This is a genomic window from Methanogenium sp. S4BF (assembly GCF_029633965.1).
In the GTDB taxonomy this organism is placed as follows: domain Archaea; phylum Halobacteriota; class Methanomicrobia; order Methanomicrobiales; family Methanomicrobiaceae; genus Methanogenium.
In genome coordinates this window covers 1,052,738-1,068,903 of the sequence record NZ_CP091277.1, presented here as the reverse complement: position 1 = coordinate 1,068,903, position 16,166 = coordinate 1,052,738, and the positions used below count along the sequence as shown (strand labels likewise).

Annotated in this window: 15 protein-coding genes, 1 tRNA gene and 1 rRNA gene; 11 read left to right on the top strand and 6 right to left on the bottom strand. The window is 49.8% G+C overall.

Annotated features, from left to right (window positions below; all coding sequences use genetic code 11):
• Positions 1 to 3: 3 nt before the first annotated feature.
• Together L1S32_RS05210 and L1S32_RS05205 are read right to left on the bottom strand one after the other, a co-directional pair.
• Positions 4 to 324 (bottom strand): hypothetical protein, encoded by a 321-nt coding sequence (locus tag L1S32_RS05210; protein WP_278156729.1) that lies wholly within the window; start codon positions 322 to 324, stop codon positions 4 to 6.
• Positions 325 to 454: 130 nt separating this feature from the next.
• The gene (locus L1S32_RS05205) at positions 455 to 1,621 is read right to left on the bottom strand and encodes a redox-regulated ATPase YchF (RefSeq protein WP_278156727.1); all 1,167 of its coding nucleotides are present in this window, start codon (positions 1,619 to 1,621) and stop codon (positions 455 to 457) included.
• Positions 1,622 to 1,738: 117 nt separating this feature from the next.
• On the opposite strand from L1S32_RS05205, the gene L1S32_RS05200 reads away from it, so the two are divergent.
• Positions 1,739 to 2,329 carry a pyruvate kinase alpha/beta domain-containing protein gene (locus L1S32_RS05200; protein ID WP_278156724.1) on the top strand — a complete coding sequence of 197 codons (591 nt, stop codon included), beginning with the start codon at positions 1,739 to 1,741 and terminating at the stop codon, positions 2,327 to 2,329.
• Between the two features lie 45 nt (positions 2,330 to 2,374).
• Positions 2,375 to 3,190, top strand: a complete 816-nt coding sequence (locus tag L1S32_RS05195; protein ID WP_278156722.1) for a hypothetical protein — start codon at positions 2,375 to 2,377, stop codon at positions 3,188 to 3,190.
• Between the two features lie 329 nt (positions 3,191 to 3,519).
• Here the strand turns inward: L1S32_RS05195 and L1S32_RS05190 are convergent, their stop codons facing one another.
• Positions 3,520 to 4,725, bottom strand: coding sequence for a TIGR00297 family protein (locus L1S32_RS05190; protein WP_278156720.1), 1,206 nt, complete (start codon positions 4,723 to 4,725; stop codon positions 3,520 to 3,522).
• A 159-nt stretch (positions 4,726 to 4,884) separates the two neighbouring features.
• On the opposite strand from L1S32_RS05190, the gene L1S32_RS05185 reads away from it, so the two are divergent.
• Positions 4,885 to 7,485 carry a valine--tRNA ligase gene (locus L1S32_RS05185; RefSeq protein ID WP_278156718.1) on the top strand — a complete coding sequence of 867 codons (2,601 nt, stop codon included), beginning with the start codon at positions 4,885 to 4,887 and terminating at the stop codon, positions 7,483 to 7,485.
• Here the strand turns inward: L1S32_RS05185 and tmk are convergent.
• Complete coding sequence (gene tmk / locus L1S32_RS05180; RefSeq protein ID WP_278156716.1) at positions 7,463 to 8,062, bottom strand: dTMP kinase; 600 nt, start codon at positions 8,060 to 8,062, stop codon at positions 7,463 to 7,465. The two genes, L1S32_RS05185 and tmk, sit on opposite strands and share 23 nt — an antisense overlap.
• Before the next feature lie 162 nt (positions 8,063 to 8,224).
• Between tmk and L1S32_RS05175 the strand changes: the two genes are divergently transcribed.
• From L1S32_RS05175 to L1S32_RS05160, 4 genes are read left to right on the top strand one after another with little or no spacing between them, the layout of a single operon-like run.
• Positions 8,225 to 8,911, top strand: a complete 687-nt coding sequence (locus tag L1S32_RS05175) for a (5-formylfuran-3-yl)methyl phosphate synthase (protein WP_278156714.1) — start codon at positions 8,225 to 8,227, stop codon at positions 8,909 to 8,911.
• A gap of 5 nt (positions 8,912 to 8,916) precedes the next feature.
• The gene (guaB, locus tag L1S32_RS05170) at positions 8,917 to 10,383 is read left to right on the top strand and encodes an IMP dehydrogenase (protein ID WP_278156712.1); all 1,467 of its coding nucleotides are present in this window, start codon (positions 8,917 to 8,919) and stop codon (positions 10,381 to 10,383) included.
• A 43-nt stretch (positions 10,384 to 10,426) separates the two neighbouring features.
• Positions 10,427 to 11,056, top strand: coding sequence for an ArsR family transcriptional regulator (locus L1S32_RS05165; protein WP_278156710.1), 630 nt, complete (start codon positions 10,427 to 10,429; stop codon positions 11,054 to 11,056).
• Positions 11,034 to 11,426, top strand: coding sequence for a CS domain-containing protein (locus L1S32_RS05160; RefSeq protein WP_278156708.1), 393 nt, complete (start codon positions 11,034 to 11,036; stop codon positions 11,424 to 11,426). Before L1S32_RS05165 ends, L1S32_RS05160 begins: the two co-directional genes overlap by 23 nt.
• 19 nt (positions 11,427 to 11,445) lie before the next feature.
• Here the strand turns inward: L1S32_RS05160 and L1S32_RS05155 are convergent, their stop codons facing one another.
• Together L1S32_RS05155 and L1S32_RS05150 are read right to left on the bottom strand one after the other, a co-directional pair.
• Entirely contained in the window at positions 11,446 to 12,432 is a 987-nt protein-coding gene (locus L1S32_RS05155; protein ID WP_278156706.1) for a mechanosensitive ion channel family protein, read from the bottom strand.
• A gap of 3 nt (positions 12,433 to 12,435) precedes the next feature.
• The gene (locus L1S32_RS05150; RefSeq protein WP_278156704.1) at positions 12,436 to 13,143 is read right to left on the bottom strand and encodes a DUF432 domain-containing protein; all 708 of its coding nucleotides are present in this window, start codon (positions 13,141 to 13,143) and stop codon (positions 12,436 to 12,438) included.
• A gap of 120 nt (positions 13,144 to 13,263) precedes the next feature.
• Between L1S32_RS05150 and L1S32_RS05145 the strand changes: the two genes are divergently transcribed.
• The 4 genes from L1S32_RS05145 (at position 13,264) to L1S32_RS05130 (ending at position 16,147) form a co-directional block, all read left to right on the top strand.
• Positions 13,264 to 13,701 carry a NusA-like transcription termination signal-binding factor gene (locus L1S32_RS05145; RefSeq protein ID WP_278156702.1) on the top strand — a complete coding sequence of 146 codons (438 nt, stop codon included), beginning with the start codon at positions 13,264 to 13,266 and terminating at the stop codon, positions 13,699 to 13,701.
• 13 nt (positions 13,702 to 13,714) lie between these two features.
• Entirely contained in the window at positions 13,715 to 13,993 is a 279-nt protein-coding gene (gene hisE, locus L1S32_RS05140) for a phosphoribosyl-ATP diphosphatase (RefSeq protein WP_347403375.1), read from the top strand.
• Between the two features lie 554 nt (positions 13,994 to 14,547).
• Positions 14,548 to 16,015: ribosomal RNA gene (locus L1S32_RS05135) — 16S ribosomal RNA — on the top strand.
• A gap of 59 nt (positions 16,016 to 16,074) precedes the next feature.
• Positions 16,075 to 16,147 (top strand) — tRNA-Ala (locus L1S32_RS05130).
• Positions 16,148 to 16,166 lie beyond the last annotated feature (19 nt).

Here is a 16,166-nt window from a genome sequence, read left to right as displayed (position 1 = left end):
GTGTCAGAGGGAATTAAAACTGATGTCGCCTATTTCATCGGCGATTCCGGCCACTTCCTGTGCTCCGAATGCCGTCATCACGGATGTGAGGTCGATGTCGATTGCTGCCTCGCACATATAATCAATGATATCAATGGAGAGTTCACGCTTCTGTTTGGATTTTTTAATCTGATCCACAAGGAATGTGATCCGCTCAGGCGGTTCCATCCGGAGTTTTGCCGTACTGACAACGCACATGAAGATCCGTGTCATGTTTCGGTCAGGTCCGGTGATCGTCTCGAAGAAATTTTTGATCACCTGAGCCTGATAGATCTCTCCGCCCATAATTAAGAGAATCTTTTGACTGATGGGTTATATATGTTGTGGAAAAACGAGCGCGTATCAGATGGTTCAGGCACTGGCTGATGAGAAATCAGGATGTGATTTCTTACAAAAAAGAGTAAATTGGGCTTCTCTATTTGGTTGAGACGATTTTGATGACGTCCCCGGTATGCAGTTCGTGTGTCTCTTTGATCCTCATCTTTGTCTTTGCATCAACCGCATACAAAAATCCGTCCCCGATATCGGAGTGTACCTGGTATGCGAGGTCATGAGGTGTTGAGCCACGTTTCATAAGGAATGCATCCGGCAGTATCCTGCCCTGCCCGTCACAGTATTTGTTCTCATCTACTACCGGATAGACAACGATCATATCCAGGAGATCAAAGACGGATCCGTTGATCGCCTGCTGAACGCCTGTTCCACCGAATGTGTCCATAACAGCCTGAATGGCCATGAGACCTTTCTTCTGGGCATCGCTGAGGTTTGACTCCGGTGGGATGGTGAAGGTGGGGTCTCCGGGCAGATAGGTGATGAACTTGCCTTCTGCTGCCTTTCTGAGTGCCAGTTCACTTGCTGCAGAGGCAAATGAGATGCCGGTCGCCTTCAGCTGGCTGCGCATCTCCTCAGATGCGAGATCAGCCTTGTTTGCCACCACGACCATCGGCTTGCTCAGGGGGACAAGGATGGAGCAGAATTTGATCAGTTCTTCTCTGGAGCAGGTCTTCAGGTCAATTTCTGCCTCGCGTTCGGCATCGCGGACATGCTCATAGGTAATTTTGAGGCCTGCCAGTGCCTCGGCGATGGCATCAAGGATGTCAAAGTTCCGCTGCTGGGTTGAACGCTGCATCTTTGCCCAGTTCTTATCAAGAATCCCATAGATCCACATGGACATCTCGTATTCAATGAATCCGATATCCTCGCGGGGGTCGTGAGAACCCGCATCAACCGGGTTTCCTTCACTGTCTGTATTGCCACTTCCGTCAATGATGTGGATTATGGCATCCGCTTCCCTCAGGTGGTCCAGAAACTGGTTGCCCAGTCCCCTGCCCTGATGTGCATCAGGCACCAGCCCAGCGACATCAATCAGTGCCACCGGGATGAACCGGACACCGTTTGTGCAGTGGCCGCACTGGATGCCCAGTTCCTGGCACGCGCATGGAACACGCAGATAGGCAACGCCTGTATTCGCGTCAATCGTTGTAAACGGATAATTTGCAATCTCCACAGGTGCGAGTGTGGATGCGGTAAAAAACGTTGATTTTCCACAATTTGGTTTTCCTGCAATAGCAATTGTCAGCATTATAGTTCTCCTCTCATTTTCAATATTGATGCATATCTCCGGCAATCCTGGTGCCTTTGTATATGGTATCTGATTGTCGTACCAGAGTATAAATGATAAGATGCAAAAAACGTTATCATGAGTTTTTCTGAAAAAACGGTATTTTACTTTGATCGGCCGGGAAAAGATAATTCACACGACGCAGCGGATATTGCAGTGAAGCGTGCACAGGATCTGGGAATATCCACTATTGTTGTCGCAAGCACTACCGGAGAAACGGCGAAGATATTCGCCGGGGCAATGAAAGGCACCGGAATCCACCTTGTTGTGGTGACTCATGTGGTCGGGTTCCGGGAGCCGGGGGTCTGGGAATTTGATACGGGACTCCTGCCGTATTTCAAAGAGCAGGGTGCAGATGTGATCACGGGGACGCATGTCCTGTCGGGCCTTGAACGCGCATTATCGGCAAACCCGAAGGTCGGCGGCGGATCGCGTACCGATGCTGTTGCAGAGACCCTTCGGCGGACGATTGCGATCGGGCTGAAGGTGGCTGTAGAGTGTACACTTATTGCCGCGGATCAGGGCAAAGTTCCGGTTGACAGGGAAGTGATTGCAGTGGGCGGCACGGCACAGGGTGCTGATACGGTATGTGTGGTGCTCCCGGCAAATACTGCCAGGTACTTTGACCTGCAGGTTCGTGAGATAGTTGCTATGCCCCGGAACCGCTGATACACCATGGTTCTTCATTCACTCAGAGAAACATTCAGCTGTCTCATGCGATATCCCCTTCTCCTGTTGTCAGGAGTCTGGGCCGGATGTGTTGTCGCAGCTCTTGAATACTGCATCTTTAATGGTTTGAATTTCTATGCGGAAGCTATCGGCTTCTTTGGAGGTATCGCCCTCCCGTTTTTTGTGGGGGCATCCTATGAAATAATACACCGGAATGACGGGTCACTCTCTGCATATGCTTCGGGTGGTCTTTCCCGGTATTTTGCGATCCTGCTTCCGGGAGCATTTGTGGCATTCTTTGGCGCTCTTGGAGTTTTCATTCTCACTCTCATCTTTACGGCATTCGGAGGTGGGCAGGATGATATCCTGATGGCTATAGGTGTATTCTGGGTTTTTATCCCTCTGGTGTTCTTCTTTTTCTTTTATGACACCGCAGCGGTTCTGGAAGAGAAGAAGGTCTTTGCATCCCTGCTAAGGAGCGTAGCATTTGTTCGTTCCCGCCCCTTCGAGGTTATTGCATTCTATTGCGCCTGTTTTATCCTTCTCTTAGTGCTGTTTGTGGTCGGCGCCTTCATTGGTTCACTGGTCCTTGCAGGTTCAATGGTCTTTGATCCGTCGCTCGACATAAACACTCTTCTGAATATGACTGCAGAAGAGCAGCAGGCTCTGATTGGAAAGGATGGGGTGGATCTTGTCATTGTCCTGTATGCAGTGGTGACTGGCCTGTTTACTGCCATTCTTCTTCCGTTTAAGGCCGTTTTTTACCGGCGTCATGTGCAGGGCGTCGCTGAAAGGCAGCAGGAGGCGATGATGCAGGAAGGGGTCTATGATGAGAAGGGACGCTGGTACAAATACTCCTGATTATTCTCTTTTTTATTTTGGATTTAATCGTCCTTATCCGGGTGAATACGGGTTTTTTATGCATCTGCTGTTCAGGAAACTATTTTGTCGTACCCCCGTGTTTAACCGGGGAAACGTTTCGAACGCGATAACAATCAATCGCTAAAACGTCACTGCACGAGTATTGTTCGTTCTCTTCAGTGAGAAGCAGGGATAAAAGGATCAGGTTCTTTCTGACTGAGAGCGGAACAGGGGGGTGGTATCATCCGTTCCCGTGACGGGGTAATGTGCTCTTTGAACGAGATAGAGTCCGTGATGGTTTCCGGGTATTTGTCGGTGAAATTCGTATGTTAAAAAGAAATAAGTGCATAATACACTGCGACTGCAAAGATTCCGGAGAGCAGGGTGGCGAGGAAATTTGTCCCTGCATTTCCGATGATGTGTTTGTTTTCATATAACGCACCGATGAGACTGTCGATGTTTGTCCCGAAAAATCCGGACAGTATGGTCACTGCGACGAGTGTCAGGTCTGCAACATTCAGTACATATGCAACCATGGCGATGATGACTGCACCGGCAATGGCTGCGAGTTCTCCAACCATTGTAACACCCCCGTTTGTTCCCCGGGGTACCTCCCTGAATGTGGTGATGAGGCGCGGGGTCTTCCCCACGACGCCAACCTCGCTTGCAAGGGTGTCTGAGGTGGCGCAGGCGACACTTCCCAGAAAAAGTGCGATATACAGGGGATCTCCGGTAACTCCATAGAGGATGGCCCCGCAGAGTGAGACCAGTCCGTTTGCGAATACATTGAAGTATCCACGCACACCTCCATGTGATTCTGCCACACCAAGTGCTGTCTTTTTTTCAAACCGGTATTTTGTGGTGCCTGCTCCGAGAATAAAGAAGGTGAGCATAATGAGGAACCAGCGCACATCGGTGAAGACGATGAGAAGAATGCCCATCAGTGCTCCTGAAAAAAGACCTGATATATCGGCTGCCTTCAGCTTATACGAGAAGAAGGCAAAGCCGAATCCGATTATGACAGCGGTGATGAGGATGGTTGTCTCCACATGGTAGTCGATGTCAAAGAAGAGGAGCATCGTCATCGCAACGCCCAGTGTCTCAATGAAGATGCTGTCCTTACGATCGCGCAGAATCGAATGGAGCATCAGGGCGACTATTACCCCGGTGACAGCCACAAACGGGGCGGTATAGCCGGAATACATCATAACCATAAATGCACTGATGAATGCGGCGATTGTAAAGGGGATGTATCCTTTTGCACCCTGTCCTGCAATACGGTAGGCAGCTTCGCCGATAATGACGATGGCAAATGTGGTGGAAAATACGACAAGCGGTATGAGTTCCAGACCATAGAGCGCTGCAATCGCTGCGATAGACACTGATGTGTAGCGGGATTTTTTAATGAGAATGAAGAGTGCACAGATGAGCACAACAAAGAGCGAGAGAAGCCAGGGGGGCGAGATATAGGGAGCGATGATGATGCATATCAGCGCAAGAGCCGATGCTGCCCACATCCCTGTATCCCGTTCCATTGCTTTTATTTTTGTGATTCATGGTTAATTGGTTTATGCTTATGCATGCCGATTTCCTGAACAATCACCGTTGTTTGCAGACAAAACAGTGGATCCGATCGCCTGTGACTCCCGGATCTCCGATTACTATTAAGAGAAAAAACAACCAATATTCTCGAAATGTCGCCATCAACGGAAATACCGAAGACGTATGATCCCAATTCTGTGGAAGAGCGCTGGCTGCAGGAATGGAAGGATGAGGACAATTATTTTGATCCTGTCTCAACGAAACCCCAGTTTATCATCGATACACCTCCCCCCTATCCGACAGGCAACTTCCATATAGGAAACGGGTTTAACTGGTGTTATATCGATTTTATCGCGCGGTATAAGCGGATGCGCGGATATAATGTCATGTTCCCCCAGGGGTGGGATTGCCACGGTCTTCCCACCGAGGTGAAGGTGGAAGAGATCCATGGTATTACCAAAAATGATGTACCCCGTGATACGTTCAGGCAGATGTGCCGTGATTTGACGATTCAGAATATTGAGAAGATGCGCGCGACGATGCGGCGGTGCGGATTCTCAACAGACTGGAGCAATGAATACATCACGATGATGCCGGAATACTACCGGAAGACTCAGATATCATTTCTCAGAATGCTCAAGGCAGGCGACATATACCAGAGTGAACACCCGGTAAATTTCTGTACGCGATGTGAGACGGCCATTGCATTTGCCGAAGTGACCTATGATGACCGGACTACGCTCCTGAACTTCTTTGACTTCGATGGAGTAGAGATTGCCACCTCCCGTCCCGAACTTCTTGCAGCCTGTGTTGCCGTTGCTGTTCATCCGGAAGATGAACGGTATACAGGAACTGCAGGCAAGACCCTGACTGTACCGCTCTTTGGGCATGATGTGCCGGTTATTACCGATACTGCGGTTGATCCGGAATTTGGCAGCGGTGCGGTGATGATCTGTACATTCGGTGACAAGCAGGATGTGCACTGGTGGAAGCAGCATAATCTTGACCTGAGAAAGGCGATTGACCTCTCCGGCAGAATGACAGCCATTGCCGCCCCCTATGACGGCCTGACCTCAAAGGAATGCCGTGAGAGGATCCTTGCAGATATGAAGGAGCAGGGCATTCTCAACCGGCAGGAAAGTCTGGAACAGCGTGTCGGCACATGCTGGCGCTGCAAGACGCCGATTGAGATCCTCAGTGAACGCCAGTGGTTTGTAAAGATTCACAATGAAGGAATAATCAAAGCGGCCAAAGAGATCATGTGGACGCCTGAACACATGTATACCCGTCTGGAAAACTGGGCATCACAGATGGAATGGGACTGGTGCATCTCACGTCAGCGAGTCTTTGCCACCCCGATTCCGGTCTGGTTCTGTGATGGATGCGGTGCGACGGTCCTTCCGGAAGAGGCAGACCTTCCGGTTGACCCGACCTCATCGTCCCCGAAGCATGCCTGCCCTGTCTGCGGCGGGACATCGTTTACCGGCGAGGCTGATGTACTCGATACCTGGATGGACTCTTCCATCTCTGTCTTAAACGTCACCGGCTGGGACGGCGGGGATATTCCTGAGCGCTTCCCCGCACAGATCCGCCCGCAGGGCCATGATATCATTCGGACGTGGGCATTCTATACCATTCTGCGTTCCCTTGCCCTGACCGGTTCAAAACCATGGAATGAGATTCTTGTGAACGGTATGGTGCTTGGTGAAGACGGCTTTAAGATGAGCAAGAGCCGTGACAATATCATTCCTCCGGAGGACATCCTCAAGGATTACGGAGCAGATGCGTTCCGCCAGTGGAGTGCCATCGGTGCGGCAACGGGATCAGATATCGTCTTTTCCTGGAATGATGTGGTTGCCGGGTCACGGTTCCAGACCAAACTCTGGAATATCGCACGCTTTGTGTTGATGCAGGCAGGGGACTCGGGTGCTCTCACTGAAGATTCCGTGACGGTTCTTGCCGACCGGTGGCTGATGTGCCGTCTTTCTGCAACGGTTGCAGAGGTGACCGGGGCAATGGAGGCCTATCAGTTTGACCGTGCCATCCGTGGCATCCGTGAGTTCTCCCGTGATGTCTTTGCAGACAACTATATTGAACTGGTGAAAGGCAGGCTGTACGAAGACGAAGGGCCTGCACGTGACAGTGCTCTGTATACTCTGCGAACGGCCCTTGCAACCATCTGCAGGTTGTTTGCACCGATTACCCCGTTCTTCTCTGAAGAGTGCTATTCCTATCTGAACGACGGGAGTGTGCATGCCGCGGGATGGCCCGACCTCTCATTCGTCGATGCGGATGCAGACCGTAATGGCGCTCTGCTTGCTGAAGTGGTCTCTGAAGTGCGCAGGTTCAAGCATGACAATGGTATGGCACTCAATGCCCCTCTCGGTCAGGTCTTTGTGTATGCGGATGAGGCGATTGAAGATGCCGGTGATGCATCCCGTGCCCTGAATGCGACGGTGACCTGGACTACTGAGAAACCACAGCTTGAACAGGTGATTTCTGATGTAAACTTTGCAATGGGTGTCATCGGACCTGTTCTGAGAAACAAAGCCCGTGGGTTTATGGATGCGGTGCGTGCCCTCTCTGAAGAAGAACTCCGCAATGGTGTGTCGCATGTGACTGTTGACGGAGAAGAGGTGGCAGTCCCGGAGGGTGCCTTTGAACCGGTCTATGCCTACCGTGTTGCTGGAGCGGAAGTGGATGTGCTGACCCTGAATGAAGGGGTCATTATCACTGTTTCACGAACTGCCTGATACTTTCGGCAACAAAACTTCCAATCTTCTCTTTTTCAAGCATTGCATCAATGATAACGAATCGTTCCGGGTCACGTTCTGCAGCCATCAGGTAATTCTTCTGAACACGGGAGAGAATGTCTGCTTTTTCAAAGTGTTCCGTGTCGTCGCGATCGTCAGAAAGCCGTTTCATTGCGTTGTCCACAGGAATGGTCAGGAGATAGGTGCGGTCAGGGACAATGGTCCACCCCCGGTGGATTGCATCCAGCCAGCCCCGGGCATCCGGCAGAATGGCATTCAGAGTGACAGACTGGTAGGCGAAGCGAGAATCACTGTACCGGTCAGATATGACCAGTTTTCCTTCAGAAAGTGCCGGGCGAATTACTTCCCGGATATGCGCGGCATGGTCGGCCGTGAAAAGGAGTGCCTCTGCAACGGGGTCTATCTCTTCTGCGATTCCTCTTCTGACCTGTTTTCCAATCCATGTGGATGTCGGCTCCCGGGTAATGACGGGCTTCAGGTCTCTCAGTGTTTCACTGAGATTTCTGATTAATGTCGATTTGCCGGTCCCGTCTATCCCTTCTATTGTAATCAGCATTGTGTATCCTTCCTGCCTGTATCCGGCACTAAATGTTGTGGTACTGCTCTCCGCGTGCCCCATATCCATTCTGAAGAAATAACCGGAAAATCAGGGGCCAAATCTCTCTGTCCGGATATGATCATACGTAATCACTATTATGAGGAGTATCCAAAAATAAGTATGGAACTATTAGTCAGCCCCAGCAGTATTGAGGAGGCACGCAGTGCCCTCGCTGCTGATATCATCGATGTGAAGAAACCGTCAGAAGGTTCACTCGGTGCCAATTTTCCATGGGTTATTCATGCAATAAAGGAGATGACAGACAAACCTGTCAGTGCTGCAATCGGTGATTTTAGCTTTCTTCCGGGCGGCGCCTCACAGGCTGCGTATGGTGCAGCATGTGCCGGTGCGGACTATGTCAAGGTCGGTCTGAAATTTGACGGCGCTGATCGTGCAGCAGAGTTGATTGAGGCTGTTGCAAAAGCCGTGCACTGGCAATTCCCCGAAAAGACTGTTGTTATTGCAGCCTATGCAGATTATGAACGAATGGGTACTATTTCTCCAATAGAGATGGCCCCCCTTGTGGCAGAGAATGGTGCTGATATTGCCATGATCGACACAGGTATTAAGGATGGGAAGAGCCTCTTTGATTTTATGGACGAATCTGTTCTCGGAGAATTTACGGATATTAACCGCAGTCTGAAGCAGAAGACTGCTCTTGCAGGTTCCCTGAAGTTTGATGACCTTGCAGCCCTGCGCCGCATTAACCCGGAGATTATCGGTGTCCGGGGGATGGTCTGCGGCGGGGATCGCAGCAGTGTTATCAGGGAAGAACTTGTTGAAAAGGCAATGTCTCTGGTGAGGTGATCAGTATGTACGCCGGTAAACTGAATATTCCACTGGCCCTGACATTTGACGATGTTCTGCTGGTTCCTGCCGAGTCTTATGTTGAACCCTCAGAAGCTGACACCCGTTCACGGCTGACCCGAAACATCGCTCTCAATACCCCCATCATCTCGGCAGCGATGGATACAGTCACTGAATCACGGATGGCGATTGCGCTTGCCCGTGAGGGCAGTATCGGGATAATCCACCGTAATATGAGTGCAGAACGTGAAGCAGAAGAGATACGTCTTGTCAAGCAGGCTGAAGATATTATTGAGCGTGAAGTGCTGACCGTTCAGTCTGATTCCACGGTGGGTGAGGTGGACCGGATGATGCGCTACCATGATATTGGCGGTGTGCCGGTCATGGACGACGATGTGATAATCGGCATTGTCAGCCGCAGGGACCTGCGCGGCATCGTCGGAAAGCGGGGTGATGAGAATATCCGGAATGTCATGACTCGTGAACCCATCACCGCGGAGGACGGCATCGGTCTGGAGGAGGCACTTGAGAAGATGTACACCAACAAGGTGGAGCGTCTGCCGGTCACCGGTGCAGATGGGACTCTTCTGGGAATCATTACCATGCAGGACCTTCTGGAACGGCATCAGAACCCGAATGCCATCCGTGACCGGGACGGCAATCTCTGTGTTGCTGCAGCAGTCGGTCCGTTTGATTTTGAGCGTGCAGTTATGCTCGCTGAGGCAGGTGCGGATGCGCTTGCTGTCGACTGTGCACACGCTCATAACATGAATGTTGTGTCAGCTGTTCGTGATATTGTGGGGAGTGTCTCTGCAGATGTCATCGCCGGTAATATTGCAACAAAGGAGGCTGCTGAGGAGTTTGGTTCGGATGTTGATGCAATAAAGGTCGGTATCGGCCCGGGTTCGATCTGTACAACCCGTATTGTTGCAGGCGTTGGTGTGCCCCAGATTACTGCCATTGCGAATGTTGCCGAGGTAATGAATGAATACGATGTCCCGGTCATTGCAGATGGCGGCATCCGGTACAGTGGTGATATTGCAAAGGCAATTGCTGCCGGAGCGGATTCCGTGATGGTGGGAAGTCTCCTTGCAGGAACCGATGAAGCCCCGGGACGCCTCATTGCAATGAAAGGGCGGCGCTACAAACAGTACCGTGGGATGGGCTCTCTTGGAGTGATGAGCGGCGGGCAGTCAAGTGACCGTTACTTCCAGAAGAAGGATATCGGAAAGAATAAATTTGTTCCCGAGGGTGTGGAAGGGGCAATTCCCTATGTGGGGAATGTCTCTGATGTACTCTATCAGCTTTCCGGCGGTCTGAAATCTGCAATGGGATATACCGGTTCAAAGACTATTGCTGATCTCAGGCGGAACGGAAGGTTTGTGCAGATTACCTCGGCCGGATATACCGAAAGCCATCCGCATAATATCCTCATTACTGATGAGGCGCCGAATTACCGCGTTATGGAATGAACAAAATTAATTTATACTTTTTTCACATTTACTTTTGGTAAATATGATCGGTGATGATGAGGGCTCCGATCTTCTGGATATTCTTGGTAACCGCAACAGGCGGCGTATCATTGGACTTCTCCGGGAGAAGCCATGTTATGTGACTGAGATTGCCGAGCGGCTGATGCTAAACCCCAAGGCGGTGATTGACCATCTCCAGTACATGGAGCGCGCCGAGTTCCTTTCTTCACGCACTGACACGAGGAGAAGGAAATATTACTGCCTTGTCCGTGACATCAGTATCGAGATAAAAGTTGCAGAACCTCCCGTCATGATGCAGCAGGAGTTCTCCTCCCATGAGCTGTTTCTGCAATCAGTGTTGAATCTTCGTTCTCTGTTGGATGCCCGTAATCGTCACATTGAAACACTGGAGTATCTTGAGAGTGACCTGGATGCAGCTTTGGATGATCTTGTGTCTACGAGCAAAGAAATATTAGCTGGGGAAACAGAAATCAATCTTATAACCGCACTATGTAACAGTGATCTGTCTGTTTCTGAAATTCAAAGAATAACAGATATCCCTGTCTCCCTTATCGAGCATTCACTTGCGCGGCTTGAGGGAGGGGGGATTGTAACGCGTCATGGACAAAAATATTCGGTGCGTGAAATAAATGGCAAAAGAACCAAACGATGACGTCTTCAGAAATCTGGCAAAAGCAATGGAGGAGATGATACGAAACATGCCGGGTGATGAACCTCCGCGGTTTATCGGCTGTACAATTATTTCAGGTTCAGGTGATGACGGACGTATCTTCCATTTGGATGACTTCGAAGATGACTTCGATTATGATATCGTGGAGGATTCGGGGTATTTTTATATCACCCTGGAATTGTCCGGCGAAGAATCCTCAGCACCCTCTGTAGAATTCCTGGATCAGGAAGTGCGGGTGACTATAGATGGCCGTGAATTTGAAGTGCCTCTTTCTTCTCCGATTCATAAGGAAGAAAGCAGATTTGGCATAAAAAACGGCGTTATGGATATTATCTGCCGAAAACTGAATTAGACTCTTTAATTCAGTATCTTTATTCTTTTTGAGATTCATACGAGCCATTATATTCGGTGCTCTTGTATGGGTGGCTTTTCCCTGGTTCATACCCGGATGGTTTGCATTCCTTTCGGTCTTTTGGTATGGCGTGGTCCGTATCGGGGATGGGTTTGGGGGGGGCGTTCTCTTCGTCAGTCGGGTTAACCCATATTGTGCGCTGGGGGAATGGTATCTCCATCCCTTCAGCTTCAATTGCGCACTTAATCTTCCAGAGCATGGTTGTTCTGATGTCCCACCAGACCTCTGATGGTGCCCACATGCGTGTTTTGATTATCACTCCGTCTGATGCCAGTTCATCCACATAGACGGATGGTCCCGGATTTTTCAGACAGAATGGTTCCTCTTCGATGAGTGTCTCAATTATCTGTATCGCGCGGGCTGCATCATCCTGATAGCGGATTTCTACATTGTATTCAAACCGGCGGGCGGTATTTGCCACAAAATTGGTGATTGTCGTGGTGAATATCTTTTCATTTGGTATCCGGACATAGATGCCCTCAAAGGTCTTTCCGATGGTGGAAAAGATCCGGATGTCCTCAACGATGATGTGTGTGTCTTCGATGAGCACATTGTCTCCAAATTTCAGGGGTTGCTCAAAGATGAGGAAGATGCCTGAGATAAGATTCGCAAATACGCTCTGTGCTGCAAATCCAATGATGATACCGACGACTCCTCCTGCAACGAAGAGGCCGGAGAGGTCCACTGCGAGGTAAGGGAGGGCTATTAAAAATCCGACGGAAAAAATCAGCCAGTATGCTGCTTTACTTATGAGGTTCAGGTCATTTTTCCGGATACGGTCTTTGAGAAACCTGGTGAGGTTGAGGGAAATGATCTTGGCAATTATGACTGCAAGAATGAGGATGATTACGAACCAGAGGAGATCGCCCACGGTGGTTTCTCCATAAACCGGGGCCGCAAATATGGATGATTCATATATGATTGTGGTATTGATGATGTCAGTCACTGGTCAATACCCCCATTCCATAAGATAGGTATTTTTTATTGAAGGTATGCTGCGGGTGTGATAAATTTCGATTGCCTTCTGGAAATCTGATGCGGCCGGGTTGCGGATAAATTCAGTTTCTGCATTTGTTGGTGTGAGTATTTTCATGCGTGCAAGCATGGATACATATGGGCCGTAATAGATCTTCATGCTGTATCCATCAAGGACGGTTCTGCTGATATTGGCCCATTCCAGGGTTTTATTCTCGATCTCCAGGCGAAGAATGCCGGTACAGTACCGGTCGGATTCCGGTGGGGAAGAATAAATGTCACTTGCATAATATTTGGTAATGACTCCTCCTCCCGAAGGGCCGTATAGTGAGTATTTCTGGGGGCAGAAAGAGAAGATATCTACTGCCTCCATTTTTTTATTTCCGAAGACGATTACTCCGATTTCAATCGGAAACAGAAGATAAATGACTTTAGTTCCTTCCGGTTCGATGAGGACGGGGGTGAATTCAATCTCGAGATACTGGGTGATCTGTTTTGGAAGATTTACTGGTTCAATCGGGTTAACGGCAACAACGGCACTCTCTGTTGTCAGGAGCGTTTTCTGTTCCTTTTTTCCATCTGCGATTTGTCGGATATATCTGAAAAAATCTCCGTCTTCTGTAATGGAGAGTGTGATGGTATCGTCAGAATATTCAAATGGGATTTCGTATCTCCCGTACATAGAATAACTGTTTTGATGCGAAATAATAAACTTTCTGCGGATTTTGGCTGGAACCATATAATTTTGGATGAAACAAGTGGTTATATGGTATCATAGGAAAAATACTACAACGACTGACTGATGCATAATGTCATAGGCTTTAAAGAGCGCAGATATATTGAAGAGCTTCGTATTCTTACAAAATCGATTGCAATCGACTGTATCGTAGATGATGGGTTTGACCGGATCATCTATGTGGTGAAAAAAGGAGATATGGGCCTTGCAATTGGCAAAAACGGGGATAATATACGTCGGATGCAGAGGGTTCTCGGAAGGCGTATTGAGATGGTTGAGGAGGGCGGATCTTTTGATGAATTCGTCAGAAATACTCTCCGGCCGATTGATGTGCTGAAGACGGAAGCAGATCCTGATACCGAAAGAACCCGGATTGTGATTAAAAAGAAGGGTGATCTGGGTATTGCAATCGGCAGAGGGGGTTGTAACGTGGAAAAAGTGCGCCTGCTGTGCCGCCGTATGTATAATGCAGAGGTCACAGATATTGTAGCAGAGGGTGAGTAATGTGGATGCTGGTGTGATTGTTGAAGTGTGGGATACGATTAATAGGAGGATGGAGGAGCGCCCGGAAGGGTCCTATGTTGTTTCCATTCTCACTCACCGGAAGGGGGTAGACAAGGCCCTTGAAAAGGTGGGGGAAGAGGCGACTGAATTTATTCTCGCAGCGAAAAACGGCTCCTCTGAACGGACGGTTGAAGAGGCTGCTGATCTGTTGTTCCACATTCTGCTGGCCCTGCGTGCTTCAGGTGAGGATCTCGGTGATGTGCTTGAGGAACTTTCCCGGCGACGCAATTGAGTTCTCTAGAATTTACACGTATTTTTTGTCCGGAATCTGATTCATTTTTCTATTCTTTGTAACCTGTCTGCGCGGTTTGGTATATTCTGTATGAAATTCTGTGCAAACGGCAGTGATGTCATGTGGTTAGTGGGGGAATTGGGGTAAATTCTGTAAAAATATCAGAATCTTTATATCTCGTCGGATACCATGTTGTTAGGTCGATTGTTTGAGATATTCGGGGGCTGAACTGCCTTTGTTTGATCTGCTGACAATAAAAATATCCAAGGAATACAATCTCTGGAGTCCTCCGGCAATCCGCCGGCTGCTGCAGGGATTTAACACAGGATTCCAATCGGAAATGCAAGGGTTTATAATCCTTCAATTCCTATATTGTAGTCCGAGATTTTGATGGAGGACCAAAATCGCTCGAATGGGAGTGTTGGTTCTGACGTTGGCACTGGCAATGCGGAAATTTGTTTAGTAACCGCTAATATCCTTTAAAAAATAAGCCGAAAGTAAGTGTGCTTTGATGAGTAAAACTGAGGTATCAGTTTGCCTACTTCAAGAAATTAATTCTGGTTGATCCTGCCAGAGGTCACTGCTATCGGGGTTCGATTAAGCCATGCGAGTCGAGAGGGTTCAGACCCTCGGCGGACTGCTCAGTAACACGTGGATAACCTGCCCTAAGGTGGAGGATAACCCCGGGAAACTGGGGATAATACTCCATAGATTAGAGATACTGGAATGTTCTTTAGTCGAAAGTTCCGGCGCCTTAGGATGGATCTGCGGTCGATTAGGTTGTTGTTGGGGTAACGGCCCAACAAGCCTGTAATCGATACGGGTTGTGGGAGCAAGAGCCCGGAGATGGAATCTGAGACACGATTCCAGGCCCTACGGGGCGCAGCAGGCGCGAAAACTTTACAATGCAGGAAACTGTGATAAGGGAACCCCGAGTGCCCGTATACGCGGGCTGTCCAGGTGTCTAAAAAGCATCTGAAGAAAGGGCCGGGCAAGACCGGTGCCAGCCGCCGCGGTAATACCGGCGGCTCGAGTGGTGGCCACTATTATTGGGCTTAAAGCGTCCGTAGCTGGACCGATAAGTCTCTTGGGAAATCCGCCGGCTTAACCGGCGGGCGTCTAAGAGATACTGTTGGTCTAGGGACCGGGAGAGGTGAGAGGTACTCCGGGGGTAGGAGTGAAATCCTGTAATCCCCGGGGGACCACCGATGGCGAAGGCATCTCACCAGAACGGCTCCGACAGTGAGGGACGAAAGCTGGGGGAGCGAACCGGATTAGATACCCGGGTAGTCCCAGCCGTAAACTATGCGCGTTAGGTGTACTGGTGACCACGAGTCACCGGGGTGCCGAAGGGAAACCGTGAAACGTGCCGCCTGGGAAGTACGGTCGCAAGGCTGAAACTTAAAGGAATTGGCGGGGGAGCACCACAACGGGTGGAGCCTGCGGTTTAATTGGACTCAACGCCGGAAAGCTCACCGGATAGGACAGCGGAATGATAACCGGGCTGAAGACTCTGTTTGACCAGCTGAGAGGAGGTGCATGGCCGTCGTCAGTTCGTACTGTGAAGCATCCTGTTAAGTCAGGCAACGAGCGAGACCCACGCCAACAGTTGCTAGCTTGTTCTCCGGAACGAAGAGGACACTGTTGGGACCGCCTCTGCTAAAGAGGAGGAAGGAATGGGCAACGGTAGGTCAGCATGCCCCGAATTATCCGGGCTACACGCGGGCTACAATGGGCAGGACAATGGGTATCGACACCGAAAGGTGAAGGCAATCTCTTAAACCTGTCCTAAGTTCGGATTGTGGGCTGTAACTCGCCCACATGAAGCTGGAATCCGTAGTAATCGCGTTTCAACATAGCGCGGTGAATGCGTCCCTGCTCCTTGCACACACCGCCCGTCAAACCATCCGAGTGAGGTTTGGATGAGCCTGTGGTTTTTGCCGCAGTCGAATCTAGGTTTCGCAAGGAGGGTTAAGTCGTAACAAGGTAGCCGTAGGGGAATCTGCGGCTGGATCACCTCCTAAAGAACTGGGTAAGCGGTTATTAAACAAAACGTAAAATTGTCGGTGTCAACAGGATATGGGCTTATAGCTCAGCTGGAAGAGCGCGGCGTTTGCAACGCCGAGGCCAGGGGTTCAAATCCCCTTAAGTCCATTGCCTGGTAATCAGAGTG

Excerpts from the sequence above, each read along its gene's own strand:
- L1S32_RS05150 (WP_278156704.1), bottom strand. The coding sequence starts at position 13,143 with ATGTACGGGAGATACGAAATCCCATTTGAATATTCTGACGATACCATC.
- L1S32_RS05145 (WP_278156702.1), top strand. The coding sequence starts at position 13,264 with ATGCATAATGTCATAGGCTTTAAAGAGCGCAGATATATTGAAGAGCTT.
- L1S32_RS05190 (WP_278156720.1), bottom strand. The coding sequence starts at position 4,725 with ATGGAACGGGATACAGGGATGTGGGCAGCATCGGCTCTTGCGCTGATA.
- L1S32_RS05200 (WP_278156724.1), top strand. The coding sequence starts at position 1,739 with ATGAGTTTTTCTGAAAAAACGGTATTTTACTTTGATCGGCCGGGAAAA.
- L1S32_RS05210 (WP_278156729.1), bottom strand. The coding sequence starts at position 324 with ATGGGCGGAGAGATCTATCAGGCTCAGGTGATCAAAAATTTCTTCGAG.
- L1S32_RS05195 (WP_278156722.1), top strand. The coding sequence starts at position 2,375 with ATGCGATATCCCCTTCTCCTGTTGTCAGGAGTCTGGGCCGGATGTGTT.
- L1S32_RS05205 (WP_278156727.1), bottom strand. The coding sequence starts at position 1,621 with ATGCTGACAATTGCTATTGCAGGAAAACCAAATTGTGGAAAATCAACG.
- L1S32_RS05160 (WP_278156708.1), top strand. The coding sequence starts at position 11,034 with ATGGCAAAAGAACCAAACGATGACGTCTTCAGAAATCTGGCAAAAGCA.
- tmk (WP_278156716.1), bottom strand. The coding sequence starts at position 8,062 with ATGCTGATTACAATAGAAGGGATAGACGGGACCGGCAAATCGACATTA.
- guaB (WP_278156712.1), top strand. The coding sequence starts at position 8,917 with ATGTACGCCGGTAAACTGAATATTCCACTGGCCCTGACATTTGACGAT.
- L1S32_RS05165 (WP_278156710.1), top strand. The coding sequence starts at position 10,427 with ATGATCGGTGATGATGAGGGCTCCGATCTTCTGGATATTCTTGGTAAC.
- L1S32_RS05185 (WP_278156718.1), top strand. The coding sequence starts at position 4,885 with ATGTCGCCATCAACGGAAATACCGAAGACGTATGATCCCAATTCTGTG.
- L1S32_RS05175 (WP_278156714.1), top strand. The coding sequence starts at position 8,225 with ATGGAACTATTAGTCAGCCCCAGCAGTATTGAGGAGGCACGCAGTGCC.